14 protein-coding genes are annotated in these 17,570 nt (G+C 40.1%); 7 read left to right on the top strand and 7 right to left on the bottom strand.

Annotated elements, in window-relative coordinates; translation table 11 throughout:
* Window positions 1-149: 149 nt before the first annotated feature.
* On the top strand, window positions 150-374 hold the full coding sequence (locus FJ709_RS07210; protein WP_226414899.1) for a hypothetical protein: 225 nt from the start codon (window positions 150-152) through the stop codon (window positions 372-374).
* Between the two features lie 103 nt (window positions 375-477).
* Here the strand turns inward: FJ709_RS07210 and hrpA are convergent, their stop codons facing one another.
* The 3 genes from hrpA to FJ709_RS07195 form a co-directional block, all read right to left on the bottom strand.
* Window positions 478-4,368: an ATP-dependent RNA helicase HrpA gene (hrpA, locus tag FJ709_RS07205; RefSeq protein ID WP_226414897.1), complete on the bottom strand. Its 3,891-nt coding sequence runs from the start codon at window positions 4,366-4,368 to the stop codon at window positions 478-480.
* 128 nt (window positions 4,369-4,496) lie between these two features.
* Window positions 4,497-4,913, bottom strand: a complete 417-nt coding sequence (locus FJ709_RS07200) for a CBS domain-containing protein (protein WP_226414895.1) — start codon at window positions 4,911-4,913, stop codon at window positions 4,497-4,499.
* A gap of 216 nt (window positions 4,914-5,129) precedes the next feature.
* Complete coding sequence (locus FJ709_RS07195) at window positions 5,130-6,146, bottom strand: isoaspartyl peptidase/L-asparaginase family protein (protein WP_404830049.1); 1,017 nt, start codon at window positions 6,144-6,146, stop codon at window positions 5,130-5,132.
* 217 nt (window positions 6,147-6,363) lie between these two features.
* Here FJ709_RS07195 and FJ709_RS07190 point away from each other — a divergent pair, with 217 nt between their 5' ends.
* Window positions 6,364-8,139, top strand: coding sequence for an autotransporter assembly complex protein TamA (locus tag FJ709_RS07190; RefSeq protein WP_226414889.1), 1,776 nt, complete (start codon window positions 6,364-6,366; stop codon window positions 8,137-8,139).
* Window positions 8,139-12,095 (top strand): autotransporter assembly complex protein TamB, encoded by a 3,957-nt coding sequence (gene tamB / locus FJ709_RS07185; protein ID WP_226414886.1) that lies wholly within the window; start codon window positions 8,139-8,141, stop codon window positions 12,093-12,095. Before FJ709_RS07190 ends, tamB begins: the two co-directional genes overlap by 1 nt.
* Window positions 12,096-12,239: 144 nt before the next feature.
* Here tamB and rplY read toward each other — a convergent pair whose 3' ends face one another.
* The gene (rplY, locus tag FJ709_RS07180; RefSeq protein WP_226414884.1) at window positions 12,240-12,524 is read right to left on the bottom strand and encodes a 50S ribosomal protein L25; all 285 of its coding nucleotides are present in this window, start codon (window positions 12,522-12,524) and stop codon (window positions 12,240-12,242) included.
* A gap of 387 nt (window positions 12,525-12,911) precedes the next feature.
* Here rplY and FJ709_RS07175 point away from each other — a divergent pair, with 387 nt between their 5' ends.
* Window positions 12,912-13,187 carry an HU family DNA-binding protein gene (locus FJ709_RS07175; RefSeq protein WP_226414882.1) on the top strand — a complete coding sequence of 92 codons (276 nt, stop codon included), beginning with the start codon at window positions 12,912-12,914 and terminating at the stop codon, window positions 13,185-13,187.
* Window positions 13,188-14,492: 1,305 nt separating this feature from the next.
* Here FJ709_RS07175 and FJ709_RS07170 read toward each other — a convergent pair.
* Both FJ709_RS07170 and FJ709_RS07165 read right to left on the bottom strand, forming a co-directional pair.
* A complete protein-coding gene (locus FJ709_RS07170) occupies window positions 14,493-14,813 on the bottom strand; it encodes a DUF962 domain-containing protein (RefSeq protein WP_226414880.1) in 321 nt (106 codons plus the stop codon).
* Between the two features lie 13 nt (window positions 14,814-14,826).
* Window positions 14,827-15,453 (bottom strand): GNAT family N-acetyltransferase, encoded by a 627-nt coding sequence (locus FJ709_RS07165; protein ID WP_226414878.1) that lies wholly within the window; start codon window positions 15,451-15,453, stop codon window positions 14,827-14,829.
* 154 nt (window positions 15,454-15,607) lie between these two features.
* On the opposite strand from FJ709_RS07165, the gene FJ709_RS07160 reads away from it, so the two are divergent.
* A complete protein-coding gene (locus FJ709_RS07160) occupies window positions 15,608-15,850 on the top strand; it encodes a DUF2789 domain-containing protein (protein WP_226414876.1) in 243 nt (80 codons plus the stop codon).
* 26 nt (window positions 15,851-15,876) lie between these two features.
* Here FJ709_RS07160 and FJ709_RS07155 read toward each other — a convergent pair whose 3' ends face one another.
* On the bottom strand, window positions 15,877-16,251 hold the full coding sequence (locus FJ709_RS07155; protein ID WP_226414874.1) for a DUF3192 domain-containing protein: 375 nt from the start codon (window positions 16,249-16,251) through the stop codon (window positions 15,877-15,879).
* Window positions 16,252-16,430: 179 nt separating this feature from the next.
* Here FJ709_RS07155 and FJ709_RS07150 point away from each other — a divergent pair, with 179 nt between their 5' ends.
* Both FJ709_RS07150 and FJ709_RS07145 read left to right on the top strand, forming a co-directional pair.
* Window positions 16,431-16,793, top strand: coding sequence for a hypothetical protein (locus FJ709_RS07150; RefSeq protein ID WP_226414872.1), 363 nt, complete (start codon window positions 16,431-16,433; stop codon window positions 16,791-16,793).
* Window positions 16,793-17,566: a Zn-ribbon-containing protein gene (locus FJ709_RS07145; protein WP_226414870.1), complete on the top strand. Its 774-nt coding sequence runs from the start codon at window positions 16,793-16,795 to the stop codon at window positions 17,564-17,566. The genes FJ709_RS07150 and FJ709_RS07145 overlap by 1 nt, the downstream gene beginning before the upstream one ends.
* Window positions 17,567-17,570 lie beyond the last annotated feature (4 nt).

Raw genomic sequence — 17,570 nt, 5'->3', positions numbered from 1 at the left:
AGCCAAAATAATGAAAAACTTTCACCTCAAAAATCACTTTTTATATCCTAAAACCTGATATTTAGAAACTGTTACAATTAATGGTTATAACAAACCGCGTTGTTTTAAACTATATTTTAATTACCCCAACCTGTTTGTAGGGAATAAACATGAATGCACTTGTTGAATATGAAGCAAGCCAGTTAGTGGCTCTCTTTAGACAAAGTGATAATCTGGGTATGCATATGTTTATGGAACATATGAGTATTCCTGTTGATGTCCAAGATCTGCTGATTAATGAAATTTCAACCTTGCGCCAACTCGATCAACATTCTGTTGGTGAAGTTATTGAACATTATGGTCAAAGCTTGATGTCAGAACGTTTACTACGGTAAATATTAGTTTCAATCGTTTACAGTTATCCCCATAAAAAAACCTCAACTTATACAATAAATTGAGGTTTTTATCTGTGTAGATTCTATTGAATTAAAACACGCCTTAAACCTGGCTGATGTGATTTAAAATTCGTTTTTCAGAAATTGGATACGCTGTGCCAAGTACTTGAGCAAAACACGACACCCGGTATTCTTCAATCATCCAGCGTGCTTCATGTAACGCTTCAGGTACTGCTTGCAGTCGCGGGACTTTCGCTAATTGCGCTGCCAGCAGCCCTTCTACCTTACTGATGCTGTGCATGTGTATTCGGTCTCTGCTAGGGTCAACAGGTAACTTATCTAATCGAGTTTCAATAGCGGATAAGTAACGTGCTACATCGGTCAACTTATCCCAACCACATTCTTGCACAAAACCCCTGTATACCAATTTATCAAGCTGTGTTTGAATATCACTCATTGCAAAGGCAATATCTAAACTGATTTTACCCTTTAGGCGTTTCTTAATTTTTTGATAAATTGTCAGTACTTTTTCGACTTTTAAGGCAATTTTTTCAGCGGTGCTGTTTAATTCTTGCCTGACCCAATCTTTAGCCTGTTCAAATTGTTGTTCGTTACGCACATCTAGATTTTTTTCTTCCAGTAATTGCTGCACAGATGCCTGAATAATATCGTCTATCAGAAATTGTACCTGGCCAAATGGATTAAAGTACATTGCCAGCTTAGCTTTATTAGGCAGCGATTTTTGCAAATGCTTTACCGGTGAAGGAATATTGATCAACAATAACCGCCTAATGCCTAATCTATGCTGCTTGGCCGCCTCTAACTCATCATCAAAAAGTTTAATCGACACGTCAGTTTTATTATCAATTAACGCAGGAAATGCTTTAACCTCATAATTCCCTTTGCGCTGCTGATATTGCTCCGGCAAATGGCCAAATGACCAGCTAGTTAAACTGTCTTGTTCAATGCCTTTATCAGCCACCTGGCGAATAGCTTTAGACACCACACCCTGTAGTTGCTCTTTTAACGGCTCGATTTGCCGGCCTTGAGCAATTAATTCGCCTTTATCATCTTCAATTTTAAAGTTAATTAATAAATGGGCTGTTAATTGGTTAAAATCAAAATCATCAACCGTAATGCGTGTACCGCTCATGCGCAGTAATTGCTTGCATAAGCTGTCGATTAAAGGCAGCTCAAAGGGCGTCATGGCTTGCACACATGCCCTAGCATAATCAGGTGCGGGCACAAAATTACGCCGTAATGTTTTAGGCAAAGACCTAATTAAGCCAATCACTTTTTCTTCACGAAGCCCTGCCACTAACCAATCAAAATCTTGCTCATCTATTTGATTTAATAACGCCACAGGTATGTGAACTGATACACCATCATCGGCATTCGCAGGTTCAAAATGATAACTGACTTTCAGGGCTAAATTGCCTTTATGCCAAACCTCAGGAAAATCTAACGCTGAAATGTGCTCAACACTTCGCTGCATTAATAAATCAGCGTTAAAGTCTAATAATTGTGGCTGTGCAATGCGTGCTTGCTTCCACCACTTGAAAAATAGCGGCGCATTATAAATACCTTCAGGTATTCGTGGCTCATAAAAGTCCACCAGCACATCTTCATCCACTAATATATCCCGGCGCCGAGATTTATGTTCCAGGCTTTCGATGTCATCTAGCAGTTTTTGATTATTGATAAAGAAGGCTTCTTTGGTTTGCAACTGCCCTTCTGCTAGCGCGCTGCGAATAAATATCTCACGGGCTTCAATAGCATCGATAGGACCATACTGCACACGACGTCGATTGACGATAGTTAAGCCATAAAGCACTTGATTCTCTAGTGCGACGACGCTGCCAGCTTTGGCTTCAAAATGCGGCTCTACATGGTTGATTTTTATCAAATGACCTGCAAGTGGCTCTAACCATTCGGGTTGTATTTTGGCACAGCAACGGGCAAACAAACGTGATGTTTCCGTTAATTCAGCCGCCATAATCCACTTAGGACCTTTTTTAGCCAGAGGAGAGCCCGGAAACACGAAAAACTTACGGTTGCGGGCACCTAGATATTCATTATTAACATCTTTAAAACCAATATGACTTAACAGCCCTGCCAGCAAAGCTTTATGCAAATTATCATAGCTAGCCGGAGTATCATTTAAGCGCCATTTTAATTCATGAACCGCTTGTTTGAGTTGAGTGTATAAGTCTTGCCACTCACGTACCCGCAAATAGGCTAAGTATTCATCACGGCACTGTTTTCTAAATTGGCTAGCGGATAGTTCGCGTTTCTGATCCTTGATGTGATCCCATAATTTAATCCAGCTACTAAAATCAGAGTCTTTATCGGCAAAGCGATTATGGTACTCGTTAGCGGCTTGTTTTTTATCAATGGGACGCTCACGGGGATCTTGAATCGATAATCCTGCGGTTATTACTAATGTCTCATGTAAGCAGCCCTGTTGATTAGCTTCAAACACCATGCGGGCTAATCGTGGATCTAGCGGAATTTTAGCTAAGTTTCGCCCAAGCGGGGTTAACACTAAATCGCCTTTTTGCTTTTTAACCGCTTGCAGCTCTTCTAGCAATAAAAAACCATCGCGAATATGCTTTTGCTCTGGTGGCTGAATAAACGGGAACCCAGCTATATCACCTAAACCTATGGCCAGCATTTGTAAAATAACCGAGGCTAAATTAGTGCGCAGAATTTCTGGATCGGTAAATTCAGGACGTTGAATAAAATCAGTTTCGTCATACAGACGAATACAAATACCAGGGCCAACACGACCACAACGTCCTTGACGTTGATTGGCACTGGCTTGAGAAATAGGCTCAATCGGTAAGCGCTGCACTTTGGTGCGATAACTATAACGACTCATTCGCGCCGTACCGGGGTCGATAACATAACGAATACCGGGCACAGTTAATGAGGTTTCTGCCACGTTAGTCGCTAATACAATGCGGCGGCCTATGTGGCTTTTAAATATTTTAGACTGCTCACCATAAGAAAGACGCGCGTATAACGGCAAAATTTCGGTATCACGATAATTTTGTTTACGCAGCATATCTGTGGTGTCGCGAATTTCCCGCTCACCATTCATAAATATCAGAATATCGCCTGGGCCTTCAGCAATCAGCTCATCTACTGCGGCAAAAATGCCATCAGTCACATCCCTATCGGGATCATTGTCTTGCACTAATGGACGATAACGGGTGTCAACAGGATAAGTACGGCCTGATACTTGGATAACGGGAGCATTATCAAAATGCTGAGAAAAACGTTCAACATCAATGGTCGCTGAAGTAATAATGACTTTTAGTTCAGGACGTTTTTTAAGGACTTGCTTCAAGTAACCTAAAATAAAATCGATATTCAAACTGCGCTCATGCGCTTCATCAATAATAATCGCGTCATATTGATTTAGGTATTTATCTGAGGTTAATTCTGCCAATAAAATACCGTCGGTCATTAACTTCACATAACTGTTCTCGCTGATGGCATCAGCAAAACGCACCTTAAAACCAACAACATCACCAAGTGGACTATTCAATTCATCCGCTATACGGCTGGCAACGCTGCGGGCAGCCAAACGACGTGGTTGGGTGTGGCCAATAATGCCACGACAACCTAAACCAAGATCAAGGCAAATTTTAGGCAACTGGGTGGTTTTACCCGAGCCAGTTTCACCTGCAACAATCACCACTTGATTAGTCGCTATTGCACTGGCAATTTCGTCACGTTTTTGCGAAATGGGTAAGTCGTCAGGATAGTTTATTTTAGGCCGATTTTGCAGACGCAGCTGTACTTTTTCAACCGATGCAATAGCTCTAGCTTCTAATTCTGCAATCGCTTTTTCTCTGGCAGCAGCATTTGTAGGATCTGACGATGTTTGTTTATTGAGCCGAAACAAACGACGACGAATGTAGGCCGCGTCAGTTTGCACACAACGCTGTAAAAATGCTTTGGAGAGTGGCTTAAGATCCGCGTTCAAATTTGTTTCCTTAGCTAGCATCGAAATCGAAAATATCGATCCTAGCAAGGAAGCTGACACATTGGTATGTTTTCGCGCGTTAGTTTGGTGCCTTTTTAAGCATATATGACTTTAAAAGTAATTTAACCCTAGGCTGGCGCTAAATAACATTGTTGCATGTAGATGTTCATCGCTTTTAGTACATCTTGACGAGTTATCGCACCTATCACTTTGCCATCTTCTACCACAGGATAAATTTTGGGTTTAGCGCCTGTCATTTGTTCAGCTAAATGCAACATACTGTCCTGTGGGCCGACACTCAGTACATCGGTTTTCATGCAATCTGTTACCATACTAGTTAAATCGCAGTGATAACTGCTTTTTAACATGACGGCAAGGCAGTCTTGTTGAGATAAAAAACCCACTAACTCGCCAGATTCACCCACTACTGGTGCGCCGGGTTTGTTACTGGTAATTAACTTTTCAACAGCAACCGCAATTGACATATCTGCTTTAAGCAACACAGGACGCTTGTCCATATAATCGATAATTTTAATTGAATCCATTTAATATCCCCATAATGATGTTTGACTGCCTGTTAGATCCCAACCTAAGCTGACAATAGATAAACTTGGCACACAAGGCTCAACTTCATACTTAAGTTTAGTCAAAAATTATTAAAGAGCATTAAAATAAATCTAATCATTTTAATCGACATAATCGATTGATTGGTTTTCAAAGTAAAAACTCATTCACACATGAAAACCTCTCAGAACCTATGCTTATTTATCTCTCCAAATCATAATATTAGCAGGCTCATTACCCACTTTAGTTGCACGGTACATACCCGAGGTGTTAAACGGTGTTGCGATATTACCTTTAGCATCAATGGCTATCACACCACCAGTCCCGCCGGCTTCTACTAGTCTTTGGTTAATCACTTCATCCGCTGCTTGTATAATTGATTTTTGCTGATATTTAACCCGCGCACAAATATCGGCAGCCACATTATAACGAATAAAAAATTCACCATGTCCTGTCGCAGAAATAGCACAAGTGCCATTTTCAGCATAATTACCCGCGCCAATGACTGGGGCATCACCTATGCGACCAAACCTTTTTGCCGTCATACCACCCGTTGATGTTCCTGCGGCTAAATTACCCTGTTTATCTAAGGCAACTGCACCAACGGTACCAAACTTATAGTTGTCGTCTAATTTATTAACCGACGCTTGATAATCATTGTCCAGCAATTCTGATTCCATTATTTTCTTCTTTGCATCAAGTAATTGATTATATCTATGCGGGGTATCAAAATGTTGATTTGGCACAAAGTCCATTCCCTGTGATATGGCAAACTCTTCTGCACCTTGGCCATATAACATCACATGGGGAGATTTTTCCATCACTGCCCGCGCTAAGTTAATTGGGTTTTTAATGTGGCTAACGCCAGCAACTGCGCCCGCTGCCATATTTCGCCCATCCATTACAGACGCGTCTAACTCATGTTTGCCATCAAAGGTATATACCGCTCCAACACCAGCGTTAAATAACGGGCTGTCCTCTAATACGTTAATTGCTGCTTGAACAGCATCCAGACTGTCGCCACCTTGAGTCAAAATTTGATGACCTGCATCAATAGCCTGTTGTAATTTATCACGATAGGCTTGCTGTTGTACTTCGCTTAAATCGGCTTCATTAATGGTCCCTGCACCGCCATGAATCGCTATTGCAAAGGGTTTATTATCATCTGCCTGTAGATTAAAACTTAAGCCAATTAATAATGGCATTAAGCTCATCCCCACACTTAAACGGTTAAAAAGTTTATTTTTCATTATATTTCTTTCCTTTAGGATTAATTCTACCCATAGTTTGCCTTGCGACTTTAACGCTTTCTAGCGACAATATACATAATATGCGCCTAAATCGGTAAGTACCTTAATATTGTTAATTAAATATCTAAAATTTAGCCTTTTTCTCATCATTACATTTGCTGTATTTTGCAGCAACAGCATCATGGCGGCAGATGATTGGTTAACAGTTTCAATTTCGGGCGTTAAAAGCCCACTGAAGAAAAATATTATCTCCCACTTGGGGCAAGCCCCTCAAAATGAAATACAACGTCGGGCATATTTATTCGGTGTAGAAGACAATACCACCGAGGCCTTAGAATCCATGGGCTTTTATCGTGCTAAAATTGAAGTCAGTGTGGTTGAAACTGAAACCGGCCCCTGGCAACTCAACATTAAGGTTGAGCCAGGAGAACCAGTAATCCTTCAGTGGATTGATATCGGCTTTGATGATGAAATGTTAGAGGATCGTACTTTTATGCGTTGGCTTGATGGGCTAACCATTAAACCTGGAGATAAGCTACATCACGGTGTGTACGAAGACATAAAATCGCAACTGGTCACTTTAGCGTTAGCCCGCGGTTATTTCGATGGTAAAATTACCCGTTCTGAAATTGTCATCAATCGAGATAATAATACCGCCCAAATCAATCTTCATTTCCAATCTGGACAACGTTACCATTTAGGGGACGTAACATTTGAAGGCCATACTCTTAACGACAACATAGTACAAGCACTGGTGCCGTTTAAACTTGATACCCCTTACGCCACGTCTGACTTAGGTACCTTAAACCGAAATCTAATTGATACAGGTTACTTCAGCAATATTAAAGTGTTGCCACAAATTGACCAAATAAAAGACGGTAATGTCCCCGTGCTTGTTGAACTTACCCCACGTGCAAGTCATTCGCTAGAAATAGGCGCGGGTGTAGATATTGGTAATAGTAGTGATAACGGGGTTGAGCCTCGTATTCGGCTCACCTTGCGGACACCGCAGGTTAACCGCTTTGGTCATAAGCAAGAAACCACTGCTGAATGGGCACCTGACAGACCTAAACTGTTAACGACCTATACAATTCCTCTTACACATCCATTAGATGACCAGCTAAAAATCAGAGTTGGGTTATTACGCGACAAATATGGCGTCACCCAGGAATACAGTGCCGATGATAGAAAGTTCGTCAATACTGGCCAATTAGAGTCCGAAAAATATCAAATAGGCTTTATTAGACAACGTCGCACCGAAGACAACTGGTTATTGGGTTACTCTTTTGAAGCCATTAAGGAGTTTTATAATCAGTTAGATACAGACTATATGCCAAATTTTTATTTATTTGGTTTAACTATGTCAAATACTGTCCGTGGCGATAACACCCTCGACCCTAAATCTGGTTTTCGCCAAACCTACAGTGTTGAGTATGCCGATCCAAATTTAGGCTCGGCCATTCAATTAGCGCGTTTGCAGGCAAAACTGAAATGGATAGATACCTTTTATGACAAACATCGATTTGTCGCCCGGTTAGACATAGGCGCTAATATCGCAGATAAAGAAGATATTCCCTTCATATCGCCTTCACTGAGGTATTTTGCCGGTGGTGATCAATCGATACGTGGCTATCGATATCAAGAGTTAGGCCCATATATTGATTATACTAATACCGAAGGTGGTATCTCACGGCAGGTTGTGGGTGGTCGTTACCTACTCGTCGGCAGTCTTGAGTATCAGTATTATTTAACCCCAACGTGGCGTCTAGCGACATTTATTGATGGCGGTAATGCATTTGACACAGACCAGTTTGAATCAGTGGTCTCGGTCGGTGGTGGTGTTCATTGGATTTCCCCTATCGGCCCAATTAAGTTCGATCTTGGTTTTGGCTTAAAAGAAACTGAAACCGTTGATCGCTCGTTCCGTTTCCATTTAACCATGGGGACTGAGTTATAATGAATACGTCTGATAACAACACATCGAACGCTGCCAATAGCACAGCCAACCCACTAATGCCTGAGCAACAAGGCGAGAATGCCGTTTCAGACAGTGCCACATCTCAAAATGGTGTAGAACAAAACAGAGCTGAAAACATAAAGCCAAAAGATTCTGTAGCCATAGGTCTACTTAAACAGCTATGGCGAACTTTTAAGTTCTACACCCGATTATTAATTTATATTCCACTTGTTCTACTTGTTGTTACTGCATTAGTGCTTGGCACCTCCTTTGGCAGTAAAATTGGCATTCTTGTCGCCAGCCAGTTAGTGCCTAATTTAACCTTAGATTATCAATCAGGCGCCATTAATAGTGATCTAAAGTTACACTATGCATCTTGGTCGATGGACGGAATGAGTGTTGAAATTGAAGGCCTGACTCTGGACTGGTTACCACGCTGTTTTATCAACAAGCAGCTTTGCGTCAATAACCTAAAAGCATCTACTGTTAAGGTCAATATTCAAACTGACCAGTTTAGCAATGCCGCTACAGTAAATGAAAATGCCAGTGCTGATGATGCTTCATTAGATGAACATGCATTATTGCAACTGCCATTTGACATTAGCCTCAATCATGCTGAATTAACCAACGTGAATATCACTGTAAACGACATGCATTATAATGCGGCGCGACTCAAGGCTCAGGCAATTTGGAATGAAACAGGCTTAAAGGTCGAGCACCTAAGCAGCGTTGGGCTAGAAGTGATTATTCCGCAAAGTGACGGAATAAATGATGTTCAAGTAGCAACTGATGCCAACAAACAATGGCCGTTAGCCCAATTACCTGCGGTTTATCTTCCGTTTCGATTATTTGTAAAACAATTAACCTCAGTTGATAGCATGCTACAGCTAGGTGATAGAAAAGACGTATTCGAGCTCATTAATCTTTCGGGTAATTATATTGGCTACAACGTCAGTATCAGCCAGCTGCTTGTCAATCATACCTATGGCAATATTGATTTAATCGGTGATATTCATTTAGTTGACCATTATCCGATGGATATCAAAGTCAAAGCTCAAATAAGTAATATTACTGAAATACCGCATTTACATGATCAAACGCTAAACCTTGAAATGACAGATGACCTAAGTAACTTAGGCATTGAGTTAAAAGTCGCTGGCAATACTCAAATCAATTTACAAGGTGTGATTGATTTAACTCGCCCTTCAGTGCCATTTAATGTGGAATTAACCAACAGCAAACTCATCTGGCCGTTAGAAAATGAGTTATACACTGCTGATATCAAAACCCTGAATGCTAAAGGGTCAATCGACACCATTAAAGGACAATTATCAGGGAGCTTTAACAGCCCTTACCAACCAGAACTGAGCTTAGATTCCACATTCGCTTACCAGCAACAAACCCTAACATTCAATAACCTTGATATTGTTTCCGAGGCAGGTAAATTTAATATTGCTGGCGATATAAACTTAGCGGACAACATCTCGTGGCAAGTTAATGTCAACATGCAAGATCTTCGGCTACAGCATATCCAATGGTTAAATCAACATTTGCCAATGCGCAGTAAAATTAGCGGTCAGTTCACCACCCATGGCAACATTGCTAATAATAAATGGAACATAGGTATCGATGACGCTAGCTTACAAGGACGCATGAATGGCTACCCTTTGACGCTCGAAGGACAAGTTATCGTTGATCAAGACTTTACCGTTAATGCTAACAACCTGCATGCTACAGCTTTAGGTGCTGACTTATTTGTTAATGGTCGAGTTGATGAAATGTGGGATATCAACCTAGAGCTGAACGTCCCCGATCTAAGCCAATGGCTAGCGGGTGCTAGAGGTAATTTGCATGCCAAAGTGAATGTCACTGGTGAAAATAGTCATCCTAATGTCGATCTCAGCGCCGAAATGCAAAGCACAAGCTATCTGGGAGCAAAATTAGATAATCTGAGCTTAAAAGCGCATTATCTGCCATTTGACAAGCATCAGTATTCGTTATCACTAAGCAGTCAGAATATTTATTATAAGGGTTATAAACTCACTAGTTTACAACTCGACAGCAAGGGCGATGAAAGCCAACAAACAAGTTCAATGAACACCAGCGGTGATACCAGCATTAAAAGTGAATTAATCAGCCAAACTGATCTTAAAAAAGAAACGATTAGCGCCCAACTTAACCAGTTGAATATTGACAATATACTGGGGAGCTGGCAATTAGATGCGCCTCTTTCATTAGCATGGGATCAACTAAAAAATAGAGGCAACATAGGGGCTTTTTGTATCAGCCATCCCAGTAATAAATTTTGCCTCACCAACAATGTCACCCTCGGGCCTACAGGCCAGGCTGAGATAAACTTCAGTGGTAATCCAGGTCAACTTTTTGCTCCAATAATGTCAAAAAATATTGATTGGAACGGTAATGCTGCATTAACCAGTCAAATTAATTGGCAACCTAAACATAAGCCGACAGCATCGATCAATTTCACCCTTTTACCGGGTAATATTAAGTTAATTCGTAATACTAACAACATCGTCAGCATTGATTATCAACAGCTATTGCTCACAGCTAATTTAGATGAGAAGCAATTACGTACCACAATCAGTGCTGATTCAGAGGGCATCGCCAGCTTACAAGCTGAAATCAATGTCAATGTGACCCCAGATAAAAGTTTAGATGGATTTATTCACATAAATTCACTCAACCTTGAACCCTTTGGAGAGTTTTTCCCAAGAATTCAAACACTTCAAGGTGACTTATCTAGCCGAATTGCATTAGCTGGCAGTTTAGACACCCCTGAATTGACAGGCAACATAAAACTAGCAGAAGGCGCTTTTGCGCTTTCATCTAACCCAACCTTGCTGGAAAAAATATACCTTGGCTTGCAACTTAATGGTCAACAGGCAACATTGGATGGTCAACTTCATATTGGTGATGGACAAGCCTTAGTTAATGGTTCGCTCTATTGGCCTAATGGACAAGTGTCCGGAGACATAAGCTTTAAAGGGGATAATCTTGCGGTTATTCAGCCGCCCATCGCTATTTTAAATGTATCGCCAAACCTTAATATTCAATTTGATATGCAGCAAGTTTCAGTTAAAGGCGCATTAGATATTCCTTCTGGTCAAATTAAAATAATGCAGCTTTCCGAGGGCGGAGTCGCCGTATCAAATGATGTGATATTTAATGACTCAATATCTGAATTAGAGGTGAAAACTAGCCCCTATGCCATTTTGGCCGACATCAATATCAATGTTGGTAATGAATTATCCATTGATGGTATGGGATTAACCGGAAAATTAGCCGGTAGTCTCAGACTTCAGCAACAGGCATTTAAGCCACCATTATTATTTGGTGATATTAGAGTCACCAATGGTAACTACAAATTTATGGGCCAAACCCTTAAAATTAATGCCGGTGAAGTGCAGTTTGTTGGGCCAATTGAGGTTCCCAACTTAAATATTGAAGCGATTAAAGAAATCAAAGAAGAGGACTTAACCGCAGGAGTGCGAGTAACTGGCACGCCTATGCGTCCAACGGTTACAGTCTTCTCCAATCCAGCAAAAGAGCAAGCAGAGGTTCTTTCTTACATCTTAACGGGCAAAGGATTTAGCAGTACTAATGATCAACAAAGTAACTCATTAATGATGGGGGCAGCGTTAAGCCTAGGCTCACAAGTGGATGGTGGTGCTATCAACAACATTGGATCAACAGCCAGAGGCGTTATAGAAAAGTTTGGTTTTTCTAATGTACAATTAGATGCAAATGATGATGGCAGAATGGCTATCAGTGGATTCATTGGTGAAGATTTAATGATTAAATATGGTATTGGCGTATTTAACCCAGGCTATGAAATGACAGTAAGATATTACCTATTATCACAGCTTTACCTTGAAACAGTATCTGGGACGATTAGCCAATCATTAGATATTTATTATAACTACGATTTTGATTAGTAAACTATTTCTACATCAATATGCCTTGAAGTGATATTGGTCCCTTGAGTGATATTGGTATAAGACTAGTTTGCCTTGCTGAGTAAAAAGTAAATTTCAAGCACAAAAAAAGCGCCTTAAGGCGCTTTTTTCACATAGATGCGATTAAGCAAATATGAAGTCAACATGTTCGATAAGGTGTCTAAAAGCATGACGTTGCATTGCTTTTGGAACAACTTTGATTTCTTTACCGTCAACGGCGATAGTTAAACCATCATAGAAATCTTTGTTTTCTTGAATGTTGATGATGTCTTTGTGTAAGAACTTAATTGAAATAGGCTCTTTACCAGGACCATAAATTACAGCAGGTACCATATCAGCGTGACGTAGGCGGCGGCTCGAACCTTTCCCGACTTCAGTGCGGATTTCGGCGTTAATAGTGTAAGACATGTTAATACTCACTTAATAATTAAAATAAAGGACGTCACCGTTCTCGACCAACGACGACTCAAAATAAAGCGCGCGAATGTTAACACACACACAGACAAACCAACAAGGTTAATTAAATTTAAATCTTGTATGCTTCAGTGTGCAGCCTTATTTGCTTCAATATACTGCAAAACAGCAATCAAGCTCACTGCCCTAAAGCAGTATAATGCAGTCTATTATTCAATAGGCTGTTAGTTAACAATTATAACAGGCAAGATAATAATTTGTTAAAAAACGTTTTAAAATTAACCGCATAAGTTAAATAAACAAGAGTTAATTGGGACTCAAGCTATATAATTGCTATAAAGCTCTAACGATGCCAATCACTCAATTAAATACGCTTTCTCTATGAATAAAAAACAGTTAATTTGTAAAATGTCACAGCAACTCGATATTCCACAAACACAGTGCAAAACTCAATTGGAACATATTCTCGCAACAATTCACCAGGCACTCTGTGAAGGGGAAAAGGTGTATATTCCGCAGTTTGGGACATTTGAATTACGGTTTTATCTACCTAAAAATGGGCGTAATCCCCAAACAGGTGAAAAGATAGAAATTGCAGGCTTTAATCAGCCGAGCTTTAAAGTATCAAATCACTTAAAAGCACAGGTCAACACCTAGACAGCTTTAGTGGGCTATGCCGATTACATTAGTAGCAGGCTTTAATCTGCACAGAAAGAAAGGCCGCGACATAAAGTCACGGCCTTCTGATCTCTTGTTAAGCTATCCCGCTATTTTGGTTGCTCCCTGCACCATCCATGCGTATATGCTGCTCCTGCACCTATCCGTGTTCTATCCTTGAAAATCCTTGTACTTACGTACTGTCCTTCTTACTCGATTATCCTTTGACCGAGCCTGCTCCATCCTGAGCGTGTCCTTGAATCATCCTTGAAATTCATTTTATTTATCCACATCATCCTGATGGGTTTTACTATGTTAAGTGTCAATCCTAGACACTTATCTCGCCTTATCCATAAAACGAGTTTTTTATCCTTTATTACAGCTTCGTTGTCTTCCATAACAACACATCCATTGTATAAGCATCCTGCCTAATCACATTTCCAATGTCGCGCTTTCCTTAGCTGCAGTAATAATAGTGGAAACCCTTAAACCATAATAGGCTTAAACATATCCGCAACAAAAAAACAAACAAGACTACAAAACACATAAAACAAAAAAACCTTTAATATCAATTGAAAAGGTTATAAATGTAAGTGGTCTGTTATTATTAATAACCTATTAGGCTTACAGTCTTTGTGAGATATATCTCACAAAGACTGTAGAGTTAAGCCATCAACAATAGCTTAGGGAAATGACTTACAGCCAATAAAAAGGCACAACCTAAAAAGGTTGTGCCCATTTAACACTGTCGTTAGCCATCCTGCTAAATTTGTGCTCCCTGCTCCATCCTTGCGATTCGCTATCCTAGCGGCTCCCTGTTCCTTTTATCTCAACATTCCTTTACTAATGTAAGTTGAGTTCAATCCATTGTTCAGTCATCCATGGCTGAAAATTCAAATCCGTTGAATCGTCCCTGTGCATCCTGCAATCCTATCCTTGATTCCTTGTGTTAGCTTACGCTTCCACTCATCCTTGTTTCGGCTATCCATTTACCGAGCTCATGCCCATAATCCTTGAGCGTGTCCTTGTTTCATCCCTGAAATTCAAAATGGTGAGGTCATATTATTGCTCTTCCTGAGCAAACCTAGTGACCTCATTCACTTGATGTAACTATTGTATATCGAACGGCCTGCATTAAAACACATCGCACCAACACAACTAAAAAGATATCCCCAACAAAAAACAAAGGTAAATCGTAAGGTATTGATATATATTTAAATAAATATTAATGATTGATTTTGTACTACAGCAAAACCTAATAACACCTACACAACTGTAGGATAAGGCTTACAAAATACTGGGCACTTAAAGCTTAGCAATCAACTTTGATAACACTCTTTTTAACATTTGCCCGTACATTACCCAATCTCCAAGTAAGCTATATAGAGGGTAAGTGAAAGTAGCTGGACGATTCTTCTCAAACATAAAGTGTCCAATCCAAGCAAAACCATAACCAATCACCGGCAACCAAACTAATTGCCACCATTGCTGGTTAATAAAAGTATTGATTAGCCAAACAATAATAATGGTGCTGCCAAGGTAATGCAGTCGCCTACATACTAAGTCTTGGTGCTGAGATAAATAGAATGGGTAAAACTCTTTAAACGTTTTATATTGTTTACTCATCATCGCTTACCATTCATTTTGCATAAAATAAGATTTCACCTTCAACCTCACCAATCGTTACACTGGCTATGCTTTTAAATCCCTGGTGACTAAACACCTTATTATGAACTGGATTGTTAACAAATACGCCAATGCCATCAAGTTGGGGTTGTTCATCACACCAACTCAATACTGCTTGAATTAACTTGGCACCGTTACCTTTGCGCTGCTGAGTAGGTGCTAATGCAATAAACTGCAATATTCCGCATTTATCAGAGGGTAAGTGTGTTAATAAACAGGTTTCTTTTTCCATTAATCCCTGAGTAGACTTCCAACCAGTGCCTAACACCATTTTCAAACGCCAATGCCAGTAGCGTGATTGACCAATCGGAATTTGCTGGGTAATAACACAAGCCACCCCAATGAGTCGCTCACCATCAAACCAGCCAATTAAAGGTTGTTCTTGCTGCCAAAGCTCATTTAATTCTTCACGAATAGCTGCACGTAACTTTTGTTCATACATACTATTATCTTGGTTGCCAAATACCTTTAAAAAGAATGGGTCATCGTGATACGCGTTATAAATAATAGAGGCTGCTACACGCAAGTCTTCAGCCGTTAGATACACTGCTTTAAATTGTTCCAAGGTTTTGTTATCCATTATTGTTCCTTGACTATTTTACGTTCAACATTAACTTAGCAAGTTAACAAGTTTGAAACAATCACCAATTAAAGCTGGATAATAAATTATAACCACAGTGGGTTTGCAATTAGCGGCTACGGCAGTAATACTGGTTAAAACCAGAGGAGCTAAAATGGATACCACTAAAACAGATTTGAATCATTTATTTATGCAACTAGGCTTAGCTTATGGGGAAAATGAAGTGGCGGCATTTATTGCTAGTCATCAAATAGATGACCACACATTATTGATTGATGCACCATTTTGGAATTTGGCCCAAAAAACCTTCTTCAAAGAAGCACTAAATCAAGACGCCCAATGGTCAGAGGTGATAGACCAATTGGACGTTATGCTAAGATCGACTCGTACTAGCTAGACATTAGCGGTTAGGCTAGATGAAACTTAAATTTGTTTGTAGGCTGTATCGCCCCAGCCTACTAACTCGCTATTTTTAAATACAATAGGTGTGCATTCATCTTTGGTTGTTTTACCATCGCCTTTCGCCCACTGGGTACGATAAAATAATACTTTAACCTGTTCTTTATCTGCCTGGTTCACAAATGCCTCACTAAAGTCTGAGGTGCCCATAATCACTTGCACTTGATCTAAGGTCATTCCTAACGACAGTTTTGTTAGACTATCGCGGTTTTTTTCTTGTTGTACTTCCCAATAGTCGTGACTTTTTCCAGACTCATGATCACCCACATTTAATACACAGCCACTTAAGCCTAAAGATATTGCGGTAATTAGCGCTGCGCCCATTAATTTTGATTTCATGTTATTTCCTTTTTGTTAGAATAAATAGCTATTGAATAAGTTAACACTTACAGTTCAATTAACATTCCTTAATGCTATTTTCATGCCAAAACGTATGCTATTGATTTTATATAAATTAATAGTGTAATAATAATAAAGTAGTATTTCTCACTACTAAAAAACAAGGATTTTCACCACTTATGAGTCCAATTGAACACGTTATCGCGGCTGCTAAAGCCATCGCCATCAATGGACATACTCCCAGCGTTGCCTTAATTAAAGGCCGAGTGGGCAAAGTACCTATGCCATTAATTGTTCAAGGGCTTCAGCAATTTAAAGCAATACCTAAATCTGAATGGCAAGGTATTGCTGATTTTGTGCCGACGGAAGAATCAGAAAATAAACTGCAAAACAACATCAGCTTGACCGAAGTGGCAGAACAGCAACACAAGATGCAGCAACAAATTAATCAACTAATGTCGCGTATCACACAACTTGAGCAACAACTCGACCAGCAAGCGGAACAAAAGGCTGAACAACCTTTAGCACAAAAGGCACCATAATGTTTGTTATTGAATTACGCTTTGAACCTTTTGCAGATACCACTATCTCCAGTGCAGAAAAAGCCATTAATCATTATTTAGAAGCACTACGTGCCAACGGCCAAATACTGGGCAGAGAATTTGCAGTGGCGTTTAACGATGGTGAATTTAAAGCGCGTTTGATGCTGCCAGAAAAAACCAGCTTAGCAAAACGCCATAACAGCCCCTGGGTCAAATCAGCGATAAATGGATTAACTGAAGCTAAATTGCTTGCACCAAGGGAAAAGTTTATTGGTCAGGACATTAATTCAGAGGTCAGTAACACTGAACCGGCTAGTTGGCAGCTGCTTTACACCAGTTATGTACATATGTGTTCACCATTAAGAAGCGGAGATAACTTACTGCCAATTCCGCTTTATCAGATCCCCGCTACCTTTAATGGTGATCATAAGCGCATCATAAAATGGCAAAGCGAATGGCAAGCATGTGATGAGTTACAAATGGCTGCCGCAACCAAAGCAGAATTTGCTGCACTTGAAGAAATAAGCACAGTCACTAGCGACCTGTTCAGGCGAGGCCGTGATTTATGCGGCAGAATAGAATACCTGACCCAAATTCCAACCTACTACTATTTGTATCGAGTCGGTGGTGAAAGCTTACTCGCAGAGCAAAACCGAACTTGCCCTAAGTGTAACAGTGCTGATTGGAAACTAGATGAGCCGTTATTAGATATGTTTCACTTCCGCTGTGAAAACTGCCGCATCATCTCAAACCTGTCATGGGATCATCAATAAATTG

The sequence above is a fragment of the Shewanella glacialimarina genome (assembly GCF_020511155.1).
In the GTDB taxonomy this organism is placed as follows: Bacteria; Pseudomonadota; Gammaproteobacteria; order Enterobacterales; family Shewanellaceae; genus Shewanella; species Shewanella glacialimarina.
The sequence above is the reverse complement of the archived record's forward strand: the minus strand, read 5'-3'. Positions and strand labels throughout refer to the sequence as shown.